We start from the raw sequence: 19,505 nt of genomic DNA, 5'->3' as shown, positions 1-19,505 counted from the left end.
GCGCACTGCGGCCAGGGGGCCACGCCGCGGAGCGTTTCCCGATGATGAGTTCCGACACCGAATACCGCATCCGCCTCGATCGGCTGGCGGACGAGCTGCTGCTTGCGCGCGAGGAGCAGCGGAAGATGCCGTCCGGCGCGGCCCGGGACCGCCGGCGGCAAGAGCTGGACGCGCTGGAGCAGAACCAGGACGCGATCCGACGGACCCTGGGGCTGCCGCTCTGCCGCGAACGGGTGGAGCGGGCGCAGGTCGACGGGATCGTCGAGGCCCAGGCGGCGCTCACCAACGCGCACCGTGCGGAGCGGGAGCGCCTCGGGCTGACACCTGCGCAACAGGCGCGCCGGCGGATCGCGTGGCTGGCGGGTGGCGCCGGGGGCTTGCTGCTGCTGGCGCTGCTGCTGATGCTGAGCCTCGATTAGAGCGCCATCGCCTGCCGCCGCGTGGTGATCCAGGCGACGGCCGCGGCGGCGAGCTGCACGGCGGCGCCGAGGAGCATCGCGAGACGCAGGCCCGTGGCCCCGCCATCCGCGAGTGCGAAGAGGCTGCCCAGAACGGCGACGCCGATCGTGGCCCCCACCATGCGCGCGACATTGATGAGCGCGGCGGCGGTGCCCGCGCGGGCGACGGCAACGGCGCCGACCGCGACCCCCATCAGCGGGCCGGTGGCGAGGCCCATGCCGAGCCCGGTCAGCGCCAGCCCGATCTCGGCCGCGGCGAGGGAGGTGGCGCCCGCCGCGACGCCGATCAGCAGCAGCCCGCAGCCGATGATGGCGACGCCGCCCGCCGTCATGAAACGCGTTCCGAACCGGGTGCTCAGCACTCCCGAAGCGGGCGAGACCAGGACGAAGAGCAGCGCCATCGGCAGCAGCGCGATCCCGGCACCGACCGGCCCGAGCTGGCCGCCCTCCTGCCAGGTCAGCGGCAGCAGGAACAGCACGCCATACATGCCGAAGGTCATGCCGGCGGTTGCGATCACCGCGCCGCGGAAGCCGGGCGGGCGGAAGAGATCGAGCGGCACCAGCGCGCCGGCGCCGCGACGCGCCTCCACCCGGATGAAGACGGCGAGCGCGAGGAGCGCGAGAATGAAGGCGCCGAGCGCCGTGCCGATGTCCCGGTGCGCCTCGATCGCCGCGAGCGCGAGGCCACCGAGCGCCACGGCGCCGAGGACCTGCGCGGGCGCGTCGAAATGCCGGTCCTGCGGATCAGCGGATTCCGGGATTGCGAGAAGTGCGAGCGCCAGCGTCGCGATCCCGAAGGGCACCACGACGAGGAAGATGCTGCGCCAGCCGAAGCGGTCCAGCAGCAGCCCGCCGGTCGCGGGCCCGATCGCGAGCGCGAGGCCGTTGCATGCCGTCCAGATGCCGAGCGCCCGGGCGCGGTCGCGAGCATCGGGCCAGGCGACGCGGATGATGGCGAGCGAGGCCGGCAGCAGCAGCGCGGCGCCGATGCCGGCTGCCGCGCGGCCGCCGATCAGCGCCGCGACCGTGGGCGCGGCCGCGCAGAGCAGCGATGCCGCGGTGAACAGCGCCGCGCCCGCCATGAAGATGCGCCGCCGTCCCAAAAGGTCGGCGAGCAGTCCGCCGGTCAGCAGCAGCACGGCGTAGAGCAGGTTGTAGCTGTCGACCACCCATTGCAGCGCGCCGACGCCGGCACGGAAATGCTCGCCGATCGGACGCACCGCCAGGTTGACCACGGAGGTGTCGAGCTGCGCGATGAGCACCGCGATGCAGAGCGTCAGCAGCGTGAGCCGGTGCCGCTGCTCACCGCCGCGCGGCACGCTTCCGGCTTGCATGGCTGGTGGGAGGTCGTCGCCGTGCATGGGCTGTCATCCTGTCGGTTCCGACGCGATGGCAGCCTAACGGGCCCCGCGGGCGGGTGTTTCACCCGCCGCCGAAAAACCGGCCCCGCCATCCGCCGCGATCGCGATGCTCCCGCTTGATCGTGCCGATGGACGGGCTTAACATCTCTGTCGAGGGGCCATCCGCGATCGCCCCATGAGGCTTCGGCCCAAGCATCGCGTCCAACGCTCCGGCGCTCCGCGCCGAAGGGAGGACGCCCCGATGCCGGGTCCCGACACCATCACCTCAGCCCAATTGTCCCGCCTGATCGGCACGCCCGATGCGCCCGTCATCATCGATGTCCGCATCGACGACGACGTCGCACGCGATCCGCGGCTGCTGCCCGGCGCGATCCGTCGCGACTTTCGCTCGGTCGCCGGCTGGGCCGCGGAGCAGGCCGGCCGGCCCGTCGCCGTCGTCTGCCAGCGCGGCCAGAAACTGAGCGAGGGCGTCGCCGCCTGGCTGCGCCATGCCGGCATCCGGGCCGAGACGCTGGAGGGCGGCTTCGAGGCCTGGGCCGCGCTCGACGCGCCACTCCTGCGGCCGGACCACCTGCCGCCGCGCGACGCAGCCGGCCGCACGCTCTGGGTGACGCGCGCACGCCCCAAGATCGACCGCATCGCCTGCCCCTGGCTGATCCGCCGCTTCGTCGATCCCAGCGCGGTCTTCCTGTTCGTGGCCCCCGGGGAGGTGCCGGCGGTCGCCGACCGCTTCGGGGCGACGCCCTTCGACATCGAGGGCGTCTTCTGGAGCCACCGCGGCGAAGCCTGCACCTTCGACGTCATGATCGAGGAATTCGGCCTGCAGTCCGACGCGCTCACGCGCCTTGCCGCCATCATCCGCGGCGCCGATACCGCCCGGCTCGACCTCGCGCCGGAAGCCGCGGGGCTGCTGGCCGCCTCGCTCGGCTTCTCGCGCCTCTATCGCGATGACCTCGCCCAGCTCGACGCTGCGATGGGGCTCTATGACGCCTTCTACCGCTGGGCCCGCGACGCGGTGGCCGAGACCCATAACTGGCCGGCGCCGCAGGGGATGACAGGAGCACGGGCATGAGCCAGGCCACGACACAGGTGGCCGAACCCGCTGCCTCGCCCGGGGCCGCCGCCCCGGACGCGGCCCCGCGCCTACCAAGCTTCGCGGCGGCGCTCAGGGTCTGGCTGAAGATCGGCCTGCTCTCCTTCGGCGGGCCGGCCGGGCAGATCGCGCTGCTGCACCGGGAGGTGGTGGACGACCGCCGCTGGGTCTCCGACGCGCGCTTCCTGCACGCGCTCAACTTCTGCACGCTGCTGCCGGGACCGGAGGCGCAGCAACTCGCCACCTATCTCGGCTGGCTGATGCACGGGGTGCGCGGCGGGATCGCGGCGGGCGTGCTCTTCGTGCTGCCCGGCATGGCTGTCATGCTGGGGCTCTCGGTGCTCTACGCGACGCTCGGCACGGTGCCGGTGGTCGCGGCCCTGTTCTTCGGCCTGAAATGCGCCGTGCTGGTGCTGGTGGTCGAAGCGCTGCTGCGCGTCGCGCGGCGGGCGTTGAAGACGCGCGCGGCCTGGGCGCTGGCTGCGACCGCCTTCGCGGCACTCTACCTGCTTGGCGTACCCTTCCCGGTGGTGGTGCTGGCGGCGGCGCTGCTCGGCTACAGCCTGCCGGGCGCCTTCCGCGGCAGTGGCCACGGCGCGGCCAAGGATGGCCCGCCGGCGCTGCTGGACGCGGTCCTGGCGGCGGATCCGGGCCGGCCGACTCGGCTGGCCGCGAGCGCCTGGCGGGCCGGCTGGGTCGCGGTCGCGCTCTGGCTGCTGCCGGTCGCGGCGCTGATGCTGGCAGGCGCCGGGGTCTTCGCCGACATCGCCTGGTTCTTCTCGAAGATGGCGGTGGTGACCGTGGGCGGCGCCTATGCCGTGCTCGCCTATGTCGCGCAGGAGGCGGTCGCGGGTTATGGCTGGCTCACGCCCGACCAGATGCTGGTCGGGCTCGGCCTTGCCGAGACCACGCCGGGCCCGCTGATCCTGGTGCTGCAATTCGTGGGCTTCCTGGCGGGCCATGGCCAGGGCGGGATCGCCTGGGGCATCGCGGCTTCGGTGCTGACGGTCTGGGTCACCTTCGCACCCTGCTTCGCCTTCATCTTCCTCGGCGCCCCCTATGTCGAGCGGCTGCACGCCAACCGGGCGCTCACCGGCGCATTGGCCGCGGTGACCGCCGCGGTGGTCGGCGTCATCGCCAACCTGGCGCTCTGGTTCGGCCTGCGGGTGCTCTTCGCCGAGATCGACCGGATGGCGATCGGCCCCGTCGCGCTGGACATGCCGGCGCCCGCCAGCCTGGACCCGCTGGCGCTCGGGCTGGCGGCGCTGGCGGCCTTCTGCCTGTTCCGCCTCCGGCTCGGACTGCTGCGGACGCTCGGCGTCACCGCCCTGGTCGGGCTGGTGGCGAAGCTCAGCTTTGGCTGACGGCGCGGCCACCGCGGCCCAGGAGGGGCAAGGAAAGGCGATGAGGAGGTCCGGATTGGCAGGCTCCGCGGATGCTTCCCCCTCGGCGGTGCCGGATGCGTCGGGCGGGATGCCCGGCCGCGTCCTCACCGCGCGCGGCCTCAGGGCCTTCGGCGACGGCTATGTCGCGATCCTGCTGCCGGTGCATCTCGGCCGGCTCGGCCATGGACCGGCGGATATCGGCCTGATCGTCACCAGCACCCTGCTGGGCTCGGCGCTGCTGACGCTCGCCTTCGGCATCCTCGCGCATCGCCTGCGCCTGCGTCTGCGCACGGGGCTGCTCGCCGCCGCGCTGCTCATGGCGGCGACCGGACTCGGCTTCGGCACCATCCAGGATTTCTGGCCGCTGCTGATCGTCGCCTTCGTGGGCACCATCAATCCCTCGGGCGGCGACGTGAGCGTGTTCCTGCCCATGGAACATAGCGTCATCGCGCATTCCGTCGCGGATTCGGCGCGCACTGCGGCCTTCGCCCGCTACAGCTTCATCGGTTCCGCCGGCGCGGCGCTCGGCGCATTGGCGATCGGTGCCTTCGAGTGGCTGCAGGCGCAGCTCCCCGGCATCGATGTCGGAAGCGCGCTGTTCCTGCTCTATGGCGGCATCGGGCTGGCGACCCTGATCCTCTATGCCGGCCTGCCGGAGCTGCGGACAGGCGAAGCACCGCCGTCCGCAGCACTCGGGCCCTCGCGTCGGCGGGTCTATGGCCTCGCCGCGCTGTTCTCCGTCGATGCCTTCGGCGGCGGCTTCATCGTCAACACGCTGCTCGCACTCTGGCTGTTCGAGCGCTTCGGCCTCTCCGTCGCGACCACCGGCGCGATCTTCTTCGCGACCGGGGTATGTTCCGCGCTGTCCTACTTCGCCGCGGTGCGGCTGGCGGCCCGTTTCGGGCTGGTCAACACCATGGTGTTCACCCACCTGCCCTCCAGCGTCTTCCTGATCCTCGCCGCCTTCGCGCCGACGCTCCCCCTCGCAGTGGCGCTGCTCGTGCTCCGCAGCCTGCTGTCGCAGATGGACGTCCCGACCCGCTCCTCCTACGTGATGGCGGTGGTCGAGCCCGCGGAGCGGCCGGCGGCGGCCAGCGTCACCGCGGTGCCGCGCAGCCTGGCGGCCTCGCTCTCGCCGGCGCTCGCGGGCTGGATGCTGGCCGCGAGCGCCTTTGGATGGCCGCTGATCTGCGCGGGCCTGCTCAAGATCGCTTATGACCTCGCGCTGCTCCGGCAATTCGGCGCCGTCCGGCCGCCGGAGGAGCTGCGGCGCGGTTAGGAGCCTGTCTGAGAAAGGTGCGTGGAGGGCTGCCCGCGGATTTTTCGTCCCTGGTGTGCCGGGTGACGCAGCCGATGCTGGTTGCATCGGCGAGGAGGCCGGTGCGCCAGGGGCGGAAAAGACCCGGCAGACCGACCCGCTGCCGTTCTCAGACAGGCTCCTAAAGTCAGTCCGAGTCTGGCAGCGCCGCGGGCTGCCGCCGCGCCAGCAGCTTGTCGATCCGCCTTCCGTCCATGTCGATGATCTCGAAGCGCCAGCCTTCGAAGTCGAAATGCTCGCCGGCCACGGGCAGATGCCCGAGCTGGAACAGCGCGAAGCCGGCGATGGTGTGGAAATCGCCCTCCGCCGGCCGCGTCCGGAACCCCAGCCGGTTGAAGGCGTCATGCGCGGACATCCCGCCATCGATCAGCAGGGATCCGTCCTCGCGCTCGACGATGTCCGGCTCCTCCCCTTCCGCATCCGGCAGGTCGCCGGCGATGGCTTCGAGCAGGTCGGTCTGGGTGACGATACCGTCGAGGCTGCCATATTCGTCGATCACGATCGCGAGCCGGACCGGGGACTTCTTGAACTGATCGAGCACGCGGAAGATCGGCGTCGCCTCATGCACCGTCACCGGCTCGCGCAGCGCGGCCATGGGATCGAGCGGCTTGCCGTCCAGGACCTGGTCGAGAAGATCCTGCTTCAGGATCATGCCGAGCGGCTCGTCGATATCGCCACGGCCGACCAGGAGCTGGTCGTGCCGGCTTTCGCGGATGGTGCGCAGGATGACGTCCGGCGGATCGTCGGCATCGATCCAGTCGACATCGCGGCGCGGCGTCATGATGTCGGCGATCGGGCGGACGCCGATGCTGAAGACGCGCTCGACGACCTCCTGCTGCACCTGTTGCAGCAGCCCGGCCTCCTGGCTCTGCGCCACCAGCAGCTTCAGCTCCTCCGGCGAATGCAGCGATCCCTCCCCGGTTCCCGGGCGCAGGCCGCAGAGCCGCAGCACGAGGTTGCCGAGGCCGTTGAGCGCCAGGATCGCCGGCCGGAGCAGGAACAGGAAGACCCCGAGCGGCCGCACGATCCGCAGCGCCGTGCCCTCGCTCCGCTGCAGTGCCAGGCTCTTCGGCGCCAGCTCGCCGAGCACGATGTGCAGCGCGGTGATGATGATGAAGGAAATCGCGACCGCGATCGCGTGCGCCCCGGCGGTCGCGAGCGATCCCGGCAGGGCGCTCAGCAGCGGCTGGATCAAGTGGGCGAGCGCGGGCTCGCCCACCCATCCGAGGGCGAGCGAGGAGATGGTGATGCCGAGCTGGGTCGCCGCGAGATTGGCGTCGAGGTTGTCGACGGCGCGTTGCAGCGCGACAGCATTCGTCCGCCCGTCAGCGACGAGTTCGGTGACCCGGCTGCGGCGGATGGCGACAAGGGAGAATTCGGCCGCGACGAAGAAGCCATTCGCGGCGACGAGCACGAGCACGGTCAGTACGCCGATCAGATCGACGATACCACTGCCATCGGAACCAGGCATTGCCTCCTCTCGGGCGGCCAGCGCCGCCACGGGTTGTGGGTGGGGTCACCCATAGCACGCGCCCGGCGCAAGCCCAGGGACCGGGGCGCCGGAAGGCTCGCCCTGGCTGGACCAGACGTTTCGCTCCGAACTGGACATTCTGTGCGGACCAGCTCCGCGGCATTGTCGGGCTGCGGCTGCCGATCGCGCGCATCGAGGCAAACGCAAGATGAGCCAGAACCGGAGCGCCGGGGACCGCGCAAGAGTCGCCGAGGGCCGCGCCGCGAGCGACCGCGCGACGGACCGGATCGCCGCCGGTCTGATCCCGCGCTGAGCGGTTCGTGCGGCCGCCGGCGCATTTCACCCGATTAGCTTGGTCCACCGGATCGGGATTTGCTCTGAACCAGGTCCTTCGGCGCCACGTAGCCCGGATCATGCGCGAAGGGCAGCGGAGTGTCGGTGCGCAGCGCATCCAGCACCGCGGCGAAATCCGTGCGGCAGCGGAAGCCGAGCAGGGTCTCGCTGCGGCGCGCGTCGTAGACGCGGCCGATGCTGGCCGGCAGGCGCCAGCCGCGGTCGGCATAGAGCGCCGCCGCATCCGGGAACAGGCGCCGGATCACCGCGGCCGCGTCGCGCTTCAGTGCCTCGGCATCGGTGCGCGCGAAGGGTGTCGGCGCCGAGATGACGAATTCCCCGAAGCCGAGCACGGGAGCGCGGTCGAGCGCCGCCACATGGGCCTCCGCCGCATCCTCCACGGTCAGGCGGCGATGCAGGAACTCGTTCGCCTTGAGATTGGGGCCGCTCCAATCGCGGAGCGTGTCGTCCTCCTCCGGGAAGAAGCGGGCGGTGCGCAGCACGACGCAGTTCAACCCGTGCTCCAGGTGGTGCAGCCGGCAGAGCCCTTCGGCCGCGAGCTTGGTGACGCCGTAGATGTTGCGCGGCGCCAGCGGTCCCGTGCCCTCGTCGAGCCAGATCGCGGCGCTGCCGGCCTCCGCCCGGATCGCCTCCGAGATCATCAGCGAGGTGGTCGAGGTGAAGACGAAGCGGTCATGCCCGGCACGGGACGCGGCCTGCAGCAGGTTCAGCGTGCCGGTCACGTTGACGTCGATGAACGCCTGCGCGGCGAAGCGCGCGATGTCCGGCTTGTGCAGCGCGCCGGCATGGATCACCGCCTCCACCCCGTGCTCGGCGAAGACACGGTCGACCAGCGCGCGATCGGCGACCGAGCCGATCACCTGCGTATCCGCCCCAGGCGCGATGTCGAGGCCGATGACGGCATGCCCGTCGCGGCGGAGCCGGGGTGCCAGGAAGCGGCCGAGCCAGCCGGAGGAACCGGTCAGGAGGATGCGCATGGCGCGTGCTTTACCGTGGGCCGCAGCACCCGCCAAATCAGCCTGTCGCGCGGCGTCTGGTCCGGGACCGCGAAGACGTGCTCCAAATGACGCCATGCTCTTGGCCAAAGGATGATGCCGATGGGAACGGAACCTGCCCGGACGGATGTGGCCGTCATCGGGCTGGGCGCCATGGGGGCGGCGACGCTCTACCAGCTCGCCCTTCGCGGTGCCTCGGTGCTCGGCATCGATCGCTTCGCGCCGCCGCACGATCAGGGGTCGAGCCATGGCGAGACCCGCATCACCCGCTGCGCGGTCGGCGAAGGCGACAGCTACGTGCCCTTCGTGCTGCGCTCCCACGCGATCTGGCGCGCGCTGGAGGCGGAGACCGGCGAGACGCTGCTCGATGCCTGCGGGCTGCTGATGATGGCGCCGCGCGGCGTCCGCACCGGGCATCACGGCAAGACGGATTTCCTGGGCCGCACGATCGGCGTCGCGCAGCGGCATGGCATCGCACATGAACTGCTGGACGGCGCGCAGGTCGCCGCCCGCTTCCCGGCCTTCCGCGTGGCCGGCGACGAGGAAGCCTATCTCGAGCCGGGCGGCGGCTTCGTGCACCCGGAGCGCTGCATCGCCGCCCAGCTCCGCCGCGCCGCCGCGCTCGGCGCCACCATCCGCACCGGGTGCACGGTGCAGGCCGTGCGCCGCATGGGCCGGGCAATGCTGGTGGAGACCGATGCCGGCCCGGTGCTGGCCGACCAGGTCGTCGTCGCCGCCGGCGCCTGGGCGGGCAAGCTGCTCGGACCGCCCTTCGACGGCGTCCTGGTGCCCCGCCGGCAGGTGCTGCACTGGTTTCCCGTCGAGGACGAGGCGCTGTTCCGTCCGGGGAGTTGCCCCGCCTACATCTGGATGCATGGCGCGCAGCCGGACGATTATTTCTACGGCTTCCCGGCGCTCCCCGGCGCCGGCGCGGTCAAGGTCGCGACCGAGCAATATGCCGAGGCCTGCGACCCCGACACGGCCGACCGCAGCGTCTCCCCGCAGGAGAGCGCCGCGATGTACGAAGCCCATATCGCCGGGCGCCTCAGCGGCGCGCGGCCGGGCCCGGCGCGCGCCGCAGCCTGCCTCTACACGGTGACGCCGGATTCGGGCTTCGTCATCGACCGTGACCCGGAGAACGACCGGGTCGTGCTGGTCTCGCCCTGCTCCGGTCACGGCTTCAAGCATTCGGCCGGCATTGGGGAAGCGGTGGCCCAGCTCGTCACCGACGGCCGCAGCGACATCGATCTCGGGCCGTTCCGCTTCGGCCGGCTCGTGAGCTGACGCGGCGCCTTCAATCCACCCGCGCGACGGCGCGCGCGACCGGGCCGAGGCGGGCGATGTCGGAGGCGATCATGGCTGCGAATTGCGGCCGCGTGATGCTCGGCGCCAACTCGAACCCCGCGCGCCGCAGCCGCTCCTGCACCTCGGGCAGCGCCAGCGCCGCGTTCACCGCGGCGGCGAAGCGCTCGACGCCGGCCGCCGGGATGCGTGCCGGCAGGCCGAAGCCCATCCAGAACACCATCTGGCAGCCCTGCAGCCCGAGTTCGTCCTGGGTCGGCAATTCCGGCAGGAAGGGCGAGCGCTCCGGCGAGGTCACGGCGAGACCGCGCAGCCGGCCGGCCTGGATCATCTCGATCACTGAAGGCAGGTTGAAGTAGCCGAAATCGACCTCGCCGGCCGCCACCGCATTCACGCCCTGGGGCGCGCCGCGATAGGGGACATGCACCAGCTCCAGCCGCTCCGCCGCCGCCAGCAGCGCGCCGGAGAGGTGGTGCGTGGTGCCGCTGCCGCCGGAGGAATAGGTGATCCACCCCGGGTTCCGCCGCGCCGCGTCGATCAGCGCGGCGAGGCTGGTGTGCGGCCCCTGCGGGTTGACGATCAGCGCATTGGCGACATTGACCGCCGGCGCGACCGGCGTGAAGTCCGCCACCGGATCATAGCCGGGGTTCCCATACAGGAAGGGGCTGATCGCCTGGGTGCTCATGGTGATGAGCACCGCGGAGGCGAGGTCGGTGCTGCGCGCCACCTGGGCCAGCACCACGGTGCCGCCGGCGGCCGGGCGGTTGTCGATGACCAGCGTCTGGCCGATCCGCGCCGCGATCTCCGGCGCCACGATGCGGGCCATGATATCGGCGGTCGATCCGGCGGCGAGCGGCACGAAGAGCGTCACCATCCGGTCGGGCCAGGCGGCAGGTTGCGCGGATGCCGGCGTGGCCGTACCGGTCAGCGCGGCCGCGCCGAAGCCGGCGAGAAGCTCACGGCGGAAGAGCGGGGGCTGCATCGGGATCTCCAGGGATCAGGTAGATGGGAGAGCTCCATGCAACATGGCCATCCTCGAGGATCACCTTGGCCCAGAGGGCGGTATCCCCTTTGCCGTCCCGCCGGATGCGGCGGGTCAGCTTGGCCTGGCGATGCGGATTGGCATCGGGCAGGCGGTAGAGCCGGATGCGGCGGCCGAGGCCGCCGGCATCGAAGATCCTGTCGTCGAGGCCGAGCTCGGCGAGTGCCACCTCGCCGCCGACATGCGGTGTCGTGAAGCGCAGCGTGCCGGCGGCGGCATCTTCCAGCATCGCCTCGAAGCCGCCGAAGCCACCGGTGGTGACGGCGGTCCAGGCGATGGCGGCATCGCCCACCAGATCGCAGCGCTTGTCGAGGTTCCAACGGTTGATCGGGCGCATCGCGGCGAAGCGGTTGCCGACGAGCTCCGCGCCGCCATCCCAGAAGCACTGGCGGCCGCGGCCGCGATATTCGGCACCTTCCCAGAGGAAGCGGATGCGGCGGCCGAGGTCCTGCGCCGCATAGGGGCGCCAGGTCTCCAGCACGCGCAGGCCGTCGCGGATCTCGATGCGCTCGATCGGCGTGCCGGCGCTGACCTCCAGCGCGAACTCCACCTCCTGCGGCGCGCCGGCGAGGATGTCGCCCATCAGCGCCTGGCGCACGCGGCCGACCGGCCTGCCGCCGGCCGCCGGATCATCCTCATGGAGCGCGGCCGCCTCCGCCAGGTCGACGCGTGCGTCGAGGAAGAGGCGCGTGCCGGTGGTGCAGTAATGCCTGCGGCGGCGGAGCGCCTGGAACACCGCGTCGCGCGTCAGCGCCGGCGCCATCAGGCAGGTGAGCCCGCCATAGGCGCCGAACAGCGAGGCGCCGGGGTGGCTGGCGCCATGGCGGCCCTTATGGCCGTCGGAATTGGCGACGATGCCGACGCGGTAGCCGGCGCGAAAGGCATCCTCGGCCAGCCATTCGAAGGTGCCCCAGTCGGAATGCACCTCGACCTGGCGCTGCAGCAGCCGGTCATGGCCGCGGCCGGCGATATCGGCGTAGCGGCCACCGACATGGGCCATCACCAACGCATCGCGGCCGCGCAGCCTGTCGAACAGCGCATCCACGGTGAAGGCGTCCTGGTCCGCATCGGCGAGGTCGCCCACCAACGCGTGGCTGCTGCGGTGGATCGCCTCGCCTTCGCGCAGGAACAGCACGTTGCGGTCGCCGCCGAGCGCGGTGTTGCCGCTCCATTCATAACCGGGGATGAAGACGAAGCGGCCGGGCTGGTCGAATTCCGCGGAGACGGCGTTGAGCTCGGCCCAGAATTCCGGCGTGATCTGGAAGTCGTTCCCCTGGTGGCACATGGCATCGAGGAAGGCGCAGTCGCGCGCGAATGCGGCGAAGCCGCGCAGCGGGTTGGTGCCGATGGTCTCGCCCGACTGGCCGTGCAGGTCGGCCCAGACATGGCGCAGCGGTACCTCCGCCGTGACGCGGAGCGGGTTGGAGGCACAGAGGAGATTGCCGCCGGCGTCGCTGAGCGTGACCGCGATCTCCCCCGGCGCGGTGGCGCGGAGGCCCGCGATGCGGTGGCTGCGCGCGCCGGGTGCGAAGCGGATCTCCGCCGGCAGACCCGCGAGCGGACCCGTGGCCGCGAGACGCAGCGTGCCGTCGACCAGCGCCGTCGGGTTGCCCCAGGCGTCGTCGGCGCGGAGGCCGAGCGCCAGATCCTGGCCGGGCGCGATGAGGGTCGGCAGCACCGCGTGCCAGGTGGCGGGCGGGCCGGCGACGATGTCGATCACCGGCTGCTCCGGCACTTCGCACCAGTTGAGCGTGGCGAAGGGATCGCAGAGGGTGCGGAACTGGAAGCCGTCCTCGGCGAAGGTCTGCAGCCGGATGCCGGGGGAGCCGCCGCTGGTGTCGCCGAAGACCAGGGTGATGGTGTCGCCTTCGCGCAGGAAGCCGCGCACCACCTTGACCCGGAGCGCCTTGTCCCAGGGGCGGAGGTGGCCCTTCACGTCGAAGCTGAGCGCGAGGATGGCGCCGTTCGACGCGCTGGCGGTGACGTAGTGCGCGGCCTTGGGATCGGCGAATTGCGGCGTCCCCATGTCGGAGGCGAAGCGGAAGGTCACCTGGATGCCGCCGGTGTCGTCGATGCCGAAGCGGCCGGCGGTGTAGGTCAGGCGGAACGTCGCGAAGGCGCCGGCGGTGAAGCGGCCGGTCCGGTCGAGCCGGGCGGTGCCGATCTCGCCGCGCATGTAGTCCGTCAACCCGACCCGGTGCGTCGCGCCCATGCTGCCCCGCCAGAACCCTGTCCAGCGGGGAGTATCATCTGGAATACTGGCTGACCAGCACAATTCAGCTAGGCGCTACCCGGCCGTGTGGACTCGCGGGCGCCGGGCCCTACCATCGCGCCATGTCGCTCCGCGCCTTCCGCACCCTCATCGCCATCGCGCGGCATGGCACCTTCGCGCGCGCTGGGGAGGCGGTGGGGCTGACCCAGTCGGCGGTCAGCCTGCATGTGAAAGGGCTGGAGGAGGAGTTCGGCGTGCGGCTCTTCGACCGCTCGCGCCGGCAGCCGGTGCTGACCGAGGCCGGCCAGGTCCTGCTCGCCCGCGCGGAGGAGCTGGTGGCGCTGCATGACCGCATCCCGGCGGCGCTGAGCGCGGAGCGCGCGCTCACCGGGCGCTTCCGCCTGGGTGCGATCCAGACCGCGCTGGCCGGGCCGCTGCCCGATGCGCTGGCAACGCTCCGCCGCGCGCATCCGCGGCTGCGCGTGCATGTCGCGTCCGGCATGTCGGCGGAGCTCGCGCGGCATGTCGCGGCCGGCGAGCTGGACGCGGCCATCGTGACCGAGCCGGTGCGCCCGCATCCTCCCGACCTGGCCTGGGCCCCACTCTACGAGGACCGCTTCTGGACGCTGGCGCCGCCCGGGCAGGAAGGACGCAGCCTGGCGGAGCTGCTGCGCGACCTGCCCTTCATCCAGTTCGACGCGCGCGCCTGGGCCGGGCGGATGATCGCGCGCGAGCTGCGCCGGCTGGGGCTGGAGGCGCGGGAGGGCATGGCGCTCGACAGCCAGGATGCGATCGTCCGCATGGTCGCGAGCGGCCTCGGCGTCGCCATCGCCCCGCTCGCGGAGGACGCCCTGGCGGAGCTGCCCCCGCTGCTGCGCCTGCCCTTCGGCGAGCCGCAGCTCCGCCGCCGCATCGTGCTGCTGGAACGGCGGGACCGGCCGGCGCAGCGCGTGGCGGAAGCGATCGGCGAGGCGGTGCAGCGAATCATGAAAGAAACTCAAGAGAAGGTCGACAATTAAGAATTATTCCTCAGGCACTGCCCGCCCTAGCGTCCCGGCCATCTTCCTGTCGCCGGATCCTCCCTCCCATGTCCTCCTCCATCGCGCCCTCCCCGATCCTCGCCATGGCCCGCCGCGCCGCGGCGCTGCGTGCGAAGGGCCGCGACATCGTGGACCTGACGCTGGGCGAGCCCGACTTCGCCCCGCCCGCCCATGTCGCCGAGGCTGCGCGGGCGGCGGCGGGGCAGCCGCTCGGCTACACGCCCGCCAACGGCATCCCGGCGCTCCGCGCCGCCGCGCGGCGGGCGCTGATGCGCGATCGCGGCCTCGGCTACGGCGATGATGAGGTCGCGATCGGCTGCGGCGCCAAGCAGGTCATCTTCAACGCCTTCCTGGCGACGATCCGGCCGGGGGACGAGGTGGTCATCCCCGCGCCCTACTGTGCGAGCTACCCGGAGATGGTGCGGCTCTGCGGCGGCGTGCCGGTGATCCCGCCCTGCCCGGCCGAGGACGGGTTCCGCCTCTCGCCCGCCGCCCTGGCGGCGGCCATGACACCCCGCTCCCGCTGGGTGGTGCTGAACGCGCCGGGAAATCCCTCCGGCGCGCTCTACGCGGAACAGGAGCTGGCGGCCCTCGCCGCGGTGCTGCGGGCGCATCCCGGCGTGCTGATTCTCTCCGACGAGATCTACGCCCATATCCGCTACCGGCCCGGCCCCTTCGCGAGCATTGCCGCGGCGGCGCGCGAGCTCCGCGACCGCATCCTCCTGGTCGACGGCGTCTCCAAGGCCTATGCGATGACCGGCTGGCGCGTGGGCTGGGGCTTCGGCGCGCCGGGGCATCTGCGCCTGTCCTTCGCGACGGAGACGAAAGTGCTGCGCGAGGGCTGCCGGCGCATCGTCGCTGCGCTGGCGCGGCGCCGGTGACCGGCACCGTCCTTCTCGCCCTGCTGCCGGTCATCCTGCTGATCGCGCTCGGGCATTGGCTGCGGCGCAGAGCGTTTCTGGCGGGAGGCTTCTGGCCGCAGGCGGAGCGGCTCGGCTATTTCCTGCTGCTGCCCACCCTGTTCCTGCACGGGCTCGCGACCGCGCATCTGCAGTCGCTGCCGGTCGGGGTGCTGGCGGCGGTGCTGATCCTCTCGACCCTCACGGTCTCGGCGCTGCTGACGGCGGCGCGGCGGTTCATGCCGATCGACGGCGCCGGCTTCACCTCGGTCTTCCAGGGCAGCGTGCGGTTCAACAACTATGTCGGCATCACCATCGCGGCGGGGCTGTTCGGCGCGCAGGGGGTCGCGCTGGCGGCGATCTGCAACGCCGCCATCGTGCCGACGGTCAATGTGCTCTGCGTGCTGGTCTTCGCGCGCTACGGCAGCGCACGGCTGAGCGCGCGCGGCATCCTGCGTCAGATCGCGGCCAACCCGCTGGTGCTCGCCTGCCTTGGCGGCATGCTGCTGCAGGGGACGGGCCTCGGCCTGCCGCCGGGGCCGGAGCCGGCGCTGCGGGCATTGGGCGCGGCGTCGCTGCCGCTCGGCCTGCTCTGCGTCGGCGCGGCGCTCGACTTCGGCACCGCGCGGCGCTGGGTCGGGCCGGTCGCGGGCGCCTCCGCCGCGAAGTTCCTGCTGATGCCGGCGGCGACGCTGCTGGCCGCGCTGGCCTTCGGGTTGCGTGGGCCGGCGCTGGTGACGGCGCTGCTGTTCCAGGCGATGCCGACGGCGTCCTCCGCCTACATCATGGCGCGGCAGCTCGGCGGTGACGCGCCGCTGATGGCGGGCATCGCCGCCGCCCAGACCGTGCTGGCGATGGCCGCGATCCCGCTCGTGCTCCTCACCCTGACGGTGATGGTGGCGCCGTGACGACCGAGGAAATCCTGGTGCGCCATCCAGCCGGGCCGGGCGCCTGCCCTATTCGGGCCAATAGCCGCCGTCGGGGCTGAACTGGAAGACGGGCGGGCTCCAGTCCACGAAGCGCACCGCGCCATTCTGTTCCTCGACATAGCCCTGCGGGCTCGCGGAGGCGCGGACATAGGCACCGCTCATGACCGCGATCGCCTGGCACAGCTTGATGCCGTTCCCGGTATAGGTGCCGTGCTTGCCCGTGTAGTCGTCGCTCACCCGGGCCATCATGCAGACGCGGAAATTGATCTCTGCATTGCTCGCGAAGATCGCCGACTGGTCACCGAACTTCTTGACTGTCTTGCTCGTGATGAACTCGCTGCCGATCAGCGCGCCATAGGCCTTCCAGCCCGTCCCCGATATCTTCCCGTCCGCGAAGATCTTGGCGAACAGCTCGTCCATGTCCGCCGCCACGTTGGCCAGACCTTCGACCACGCCGACGCAGTGGGCGAAGATATCGAGTTGCGTCAGCCGCCTCGGCCGGCTGGCATTATCCCCCGCCGCCTCCAGCAGCTTGTCGAAGAAGGAGTCGCTCTCCGTCACGACGATCTGCTTGTTGTAGGATTGCCCATTCACCTGGCTGCCGATGTTGCGGGCGATCATCGCCACCTTGTAGTCCGCCACGCTAGGTCCCCATTCTGTATCGATCCAGGGAAGAACTTGCGGCGGTCCGTGACGTCACCTTTTGGGGGGAGGCTCGCGCGATGGTGAAGCCTCGCACCCGCGCGGAATCGTCCGCCGTGCGATTCCGCTGGGATGAGATCCGCTCCAGAGAATGTCGCGTTCGCAAGTGCTCACGCGGGATTCAGACTTTTCGACGATTCCGTCTCAGGTCATCACGCTCTAGGCTTCGCCGGGATTTCCGAAGCAGGGCGCGACATGACATTGGCGATGAGCTGGGACGAATGGGCCAGGCACGACGCGACGGCGATGGCCGAGCGGGTGCGCAGGCGGGAGGTGACGCCGGCCGAGCTCGCGGCGCAGGCCGCCGCCGGCGTCGCGAAGACCAACCCGGCGGTGAGCGCCGTCGTCGAGGTGTTCGAGGATGTGGTCGCGGACCCGCTGCGAGACGGGATGGACCCCGGCGGCCGCTTCGCCGGCGTGCCCTATCTGATGAAGGACCTCGGCCCCACCCTGAAGGGCCGGCTGCAGGAAATGGGATCGCTGCTGATGCGCGGGAACCGCGCGGCGGCGGACAGCTATCTGACGGGCCGCATCCGGCGCGCCGGGCTCAATATCATGGGCCGCACCACAACGCCGGAATTCGGCTGCTGCAGCTCGGCCGAGAACCCCGCCGTCTATGTGACGCGCAACCCATGGGACCTCGATTACACCACCTGCGGCTCCTCGGCCGGCAGTGCCGCGATGGTGGCCGCCGGCGTGCTGCCGATCGCGCATGCGACGGATGGCGGCGGGTCGATCCGCATCCCCGCCGGCGTGAATGGCGTGATCGGGCTGAAGGTCTCGCGCGGGGTCTTCTCCATCGCGCCCGCCGCATCGGACCTGACGGGGCTCGTTTCCATCCAGGGCTGCCTGACGCGGAGCGTGCGCGACACCGCCGCCTTCGTGGATGCCTGCCGCGGCGGCGCGCCGGGCGAGTTCATGCCCTATTGGACGGCACCCGAGCCCTGCACCGACCTCATCCAGCGCGACCCCGGCCGGCTGCGCATCGCGCTGTCGCATGAATGGGGCGACTACCGCGCGACCGCGGAGCGCGTGGGAGAGCTGGAGCGCGTCGGCCGCTTCCTGGAAGGGCTCGGCCATCATGTGGAATGGGCGCTGCCGGCGGTGGATTTCCGCGCCGCCTTCGCCGCGCAGACCACCTGCTACATCAGCAATTTCGCGCAGACCATCGCCAACCTGCTGGCGCCGCGCGGCCTGAAGCGGCCGCCCGCCGACCTCGTCGAGCCGATCAACATCCGGATCTGGGAAGCGGGCCTCGACACCTCCTATACCGAGCGGGCGCGGATGCAGGCGGTGTTCAACGCCACCTCCCGCGCCTTCGGGCATTTCTTCGAGGATTGGGACATCATCCTGACGCCGGTCACCGCGCTGCCGACGCCGCGCATCGGCACCACCGAATACCTGACGATCAGCGACAACCCCTCGGTGCTCGACTGGTTCGGCAATCTCTGGCGCAACTTCGCCTATACGCCGCTGGCCAATCTCTGCGGCATCCCCGGCATCTCCCTGCCGCTGGCGATGCAGGAGAACGGGCTGCCGCTCGGCATCCAGGCGCAGGCTCGACAGGCGAATGACGGGCTGCTGCTGCAGCTCGCCGCGCAGATCGAGCGCGCGATCGATGGGAAGTGGAATGCCGGGCGGGTGCCGGGCGTGCATGTGGCGGCGGGCTGAGGCGCGGCGGTTGGAGAGCGTGATCGGTTGAGGATCGCGGCTCAAGTGCGCCCGGCGCGGATCTTCCCGGGCGCCATGACGCCTGCCGTCATCGCCGGCTTCCCGCCCGGACGATCCTCCTGCGCCTCCTGGCGCGGGCGGGCGTAGTCGGGGATCCGGAAGCGCCGGCGATAGGCGCCCGGCGCCAACCCGGTCAGACGCCTGAACAGACGGCGGAAGAAGGCGGGCTCCTCATAGCCGACCTTCCAACTGATCTCGTCGACCGAGGCTTCCGTGCGCTCCAGCCGGCGCTTGGCGTCCTCGACCCGGAGGCGCTGCACATAGGCGATCGGGCTGAGGCCGGTCGCGCCGGTGAACCGGCGTTTGAAGGTTCGCTCCGTGAGTCCGGTCTGCCGGAGCATGCCCTGCAGGGGATCGGCGACCGAGAAATGCGTGGCCAGCCAGTCCTGCGCCGCCTGGACCGCGCGGTCGCCATGATCGCTGCGCCCCTCAAAGACGATGTAGGGCGCGAGCCCGTCCTGGTGCCATTGCAGCGCGAAGAAGCGTGCCATGGCTTGCGCGGCGGTCGCGCCGGCGTGGCGGGCAATGAGGTAGAGCACCAGGTCGTGCCAGGTCATCGAGGCACCGGAGGTGATCAGCTCCTCTCGCCTTCCGGCGACAACGAGCACCCGCTCCGGATGGATCGGCACCGCCGGGTAGGCGGCCGCGAAGGCGCGCGCGTAGCCGAAATGCACCGTCGCATCCATGCCGTCGAAGAGCCCGGTCTCCGCGAGCAGGAAGACGCCCGAGCAGGCCGAGCAGAGCAGCGCGCCGCGGCCATGCATCGCGCGAAGCCATTCGACCAGCTCGGGATGGCGTCCCTTCTGCCACCCATCCGGCCCGAGCAGGACGGAGGGCACGATGACGATGTCGGTCGCCTCCAGCGAGGCGATACCCCGATGCACGCTTGTGGGCACGCCGCTCGCAAGCTGCAGCGGGCCGGGCTGCAGCCCCACGATCTCCACCCGGAAGGGCGGCGCCTGGCCCGGCGCGTTGCCGGGCGGCGGCAGGATCGCGAAGGCGTTCATCACGTCGAAAATGCCGCTCAGTGTCGAGACCACGGCCTCGGGGATCGCGAGGATGCTGACATGGAGCGGTTCCGATCCGGCGACGGTGGCGCGATTCAGCATCCCGGCCTCCTGGCCTGTGGGGTGCACGACGATACCGGGGGTGGTGCGGCGGCGCCATCATCCGGCATCGGCCCGCATGGCGCGAATGGCCCGGTTCTGGACCG

General features: G+C 71.4%; 16 protein-coding genes. 9 read left to right on the top strand and 7 right to left on the bottom strand.

Going from position 1 to position 19,505, the window contains the following annotated elements:
* Positions 1–41 precede the first annotated feature (41 nt).
* Positions 42–419: a hypothetical protein gene (locus GXW71_RS05330; RefSeq protein ID WP_211851375.1), complete on the top strand. Its 378-nt coding sequence runs from the start codon at positions 42–44 to the stop codon at positions 417–419.
* On the opposite strand, the gene GXW71_RS05325 is transcribed toward GXW71_RS05330, so the two are convergent.
* Entirely contained in the window at positions 416–1,819 is a 1,404-nt protein-coding gene (locus tag GXW71_RS05325) for an MFS transporter (RefSeq protein WP_211851374.1), read from the bottom strand. The genes GXW71_RS05330 and GXW71_RS05325 overlap by 4 nt on opposite strands.
* Positions 1,820–2,060: 241 nt before the next feature.
* Between GXW71_RS05325 and GXW71_RS05320 the strand changes: the two genes are divergently transcribed.
* Genes GXW71_RS05320 through GXW71_RS05310 form a run of 3 tightly spaced genes read left to right on the top strand, consistent with a single transcriptional unit; the run spans position 2,061 to position 5,576 of the window.
* Positions 2,061–2,891 carry a chromate resistance protein ChrB domain-containing protein gene (locus GXW71_RS05320; protein ID WP_211851373.1) on the top strand — a complete coding sequence of 277 codons (831 nt, stop codon included), beginning with the start codon at positions 2,061–2,063 and terminating at the stop codon, positions 2,889–2,891.
* The gene (gene chrA / locus GXW71_RS05315; protein WP_211851372.1) at positions 2,888–4,276 is read left to right on the top strand and encodes a chromate efflux transporter; all 1,389 of its coding nucleotides are present in this window, start codon (positions 2,888–2,890) and stop codon (positions 4,274–4,276) included. The genes GXW71_RS05320 and chrA overlap by 4 nt, the downstream gene beginning before the upstream one ends.
* 55 nt (positions 4,277–4,331) lie before the next feature.
* The gene (locus GXW71_RS05310; RefSeq protein ID WP_246526306.1) at positions 4,332–5,576 is read left to right on the top strand and encodes an MFS transporter; all 1,245 of its coding nucleotides are present in this window, start codon (positions 4,332–4,334) and stop codon (positions 5,574–5,576) included.
* A gap of 166 nt (positions 5,577–5,742) precedes the next feature.
* Here the strand turns inward: GXW71_RS05310 and GXW71_RS05305 are convergent, their stop codons facing one another.
* On the bottom strand, positions 5,743–7,086 hold the full coding sequence (locus GXW71_RS05305) for a hemolysin family protein (RefSeq protein WP_211851371.1): 1,344 nt from the start codon (positions 7,084–7,086) through the stop codon (positions 5,743–5,745).
* 347 nt (positions 7,087–7,433) lie between these two features.
* Positions 7,434–8,417: an NAD-dependent epimerase/dehydratase family protein gene (locus GXW71_RS05300; protein WP_211851370.1), complete on the bottom strand. Its 984-nt coding sequence runs from the start codon at positions 8,415–8,417 to the stop codon at positions 7,434–7,436.
* 120 nt (positions 8,418–8,537) lie between these two features.
* Between GXW71_RS05300 and solA the strand changes: the two genes are divergently transcribed.
* Positions 8,538–9,719, top strand: coding sequence for an N-methyl-L-tryptophan oxidase (gene solA / locus GXW71_RS05295; protein ID WP_211851369.1), 1,182 nt, complete (start codon positions 8,538–8,540; stop codon positions 9,717–9,719).
* A 10-nt stretch (positions 9,720–9,729) separates the two neighbouring features.
* Here solA and GXW71_RS05290 read toward each other — a convergent pair whose 3' ends face one another.
* Entirely contained in the window at positions 9,730–10,719 is a 990-nt protein-coding gene (locus GXW71_RS05290; RefSeq protein WP_211851368.1) for a Bug family tripartite tricarboxylate transporter substrate binding protein, read from the bottom strand.
* Complete coding sequence (locus GXW71_RS05285) at positions 10,694–12,991, bottom strand: DUF3604 domain-containing protein (RefSeq protein ID WP_211851367.1); 2,298 nt, start codon at positions 12,989–12,991, stop codon at positions 10,694–10,696. Before GXW71_RS05285 ends, GXW71_RS05290 begins: the two co-directional genes overlap by 26 nt.
* A 122-nt stretch (positions 12,992–13,113) precedes the next feature.
* On the opposite strand from GXW71_RS05285, the gene GXW71_RS05280 reads away from it, so the two are divergent.
* The 3 genes from GXW71_RS05280 (at position 13,114) to GXW71_RS05270 (ending at position 15,838) form a co-directional block, all read left to right on the top strand.
* Complete coding sequence (locus tag GXW71_RS05280; RefSeq protein WP_211851366.1) at positions 13,114–14,010, top strand: LysR family transcriptional regulator; 897 nt, start codon at positions 13,114–13,116, stop codon at positions 14,008–14,010.
* Between the two features lie 68 nt (positions 14,011–14,078).
* Complete coding sequence (locus GXW71_RS05275) at positions 14,079–14,912, top strand: aminotransferase class I/II-fold pyridoxal phosphate-dependent enzyme (RefSeq protein ID WP_211851365.1); 834 nt, start codon at positions 14,079–14,081, stop codon at positions 14,910–14,912.
* On the top strand, positions 14,909–15,838 hold the full coding sequence (locus GXW71_RS05270) for an AEC family transporter (RefSeq protein WP_211851364.1): 930 nt from the start codon (positions 14,909–14,911) through the stop codon (positions 15,836–15,838). The genes GXW71_RS05275 and GXW71_RS05270 overlap by 4 nt, the downstream gene beginning before the upstream one ends.
* A 48-nt stretch (positions 15,839–15,886) precedes the next feature.
* Here GXW71_RS05270 and GXW71_RS05265 read toward each other — a convergent pair whose 3' ends face one another.
* On the bottom strand, positions 15,887–16,501 hold the full coding sequence (locus GXW71_RS05265) for a hypothetical protein (protein ID WP_211851363.1): 615 nt from the start codon (positions 16,499–16,501) through the stop codon (positions 15,887–15,889).
* 255 nt (positions 16,502–16,756) lie between these two features.
* Between GXW71_RS05265 and GXW71_RS05260 the strand changes: the two genes are divergently transcribed.
* Positions 16,757–18,232: an amidase gene (locus GXW71_RS05260; protein WP_211851362.1), complete on the top strand. Its 1,476-nt coding sequence runs from the start codon at positions 16,757–16,759 to the stop codon at positions 18,230–18,232.
* Between the two features lie 41 nt (positions 18,233–18,273).
* Here GXW71_RS05260 and GXW71_RS05255 read toward each other — a convergent pair whose 3' ends face one another.
* Complete coding sequence (locus tag GXW71_RS05255) at positions 18,274–19,401, bottom strand: GlxA family transcriptional regulator (RefSeq protein ID WP_211851361.1); 1,128 nt, start codon at positions 19,399–19,401, stop codon at positions 18,274–18,276.
* Positions 19,402–19,505: the final 104 nt, after the last annotated feature.

Source organism: Plastoroseomonas hellenica (genome assembly GCF_018129085.1).
Classification (GTDB): Bacteria; Pseudomonadota; Alphaproteobacteria; order Acetobacterales; family Acetobacteraceae; genus Plastoroseomonas; species Plastoroseomonas hellenica.
Note: the sequence above shows the minus strand (reverse complement) of the source record. Positions and strands in the feature narration are given on the sequence as shown.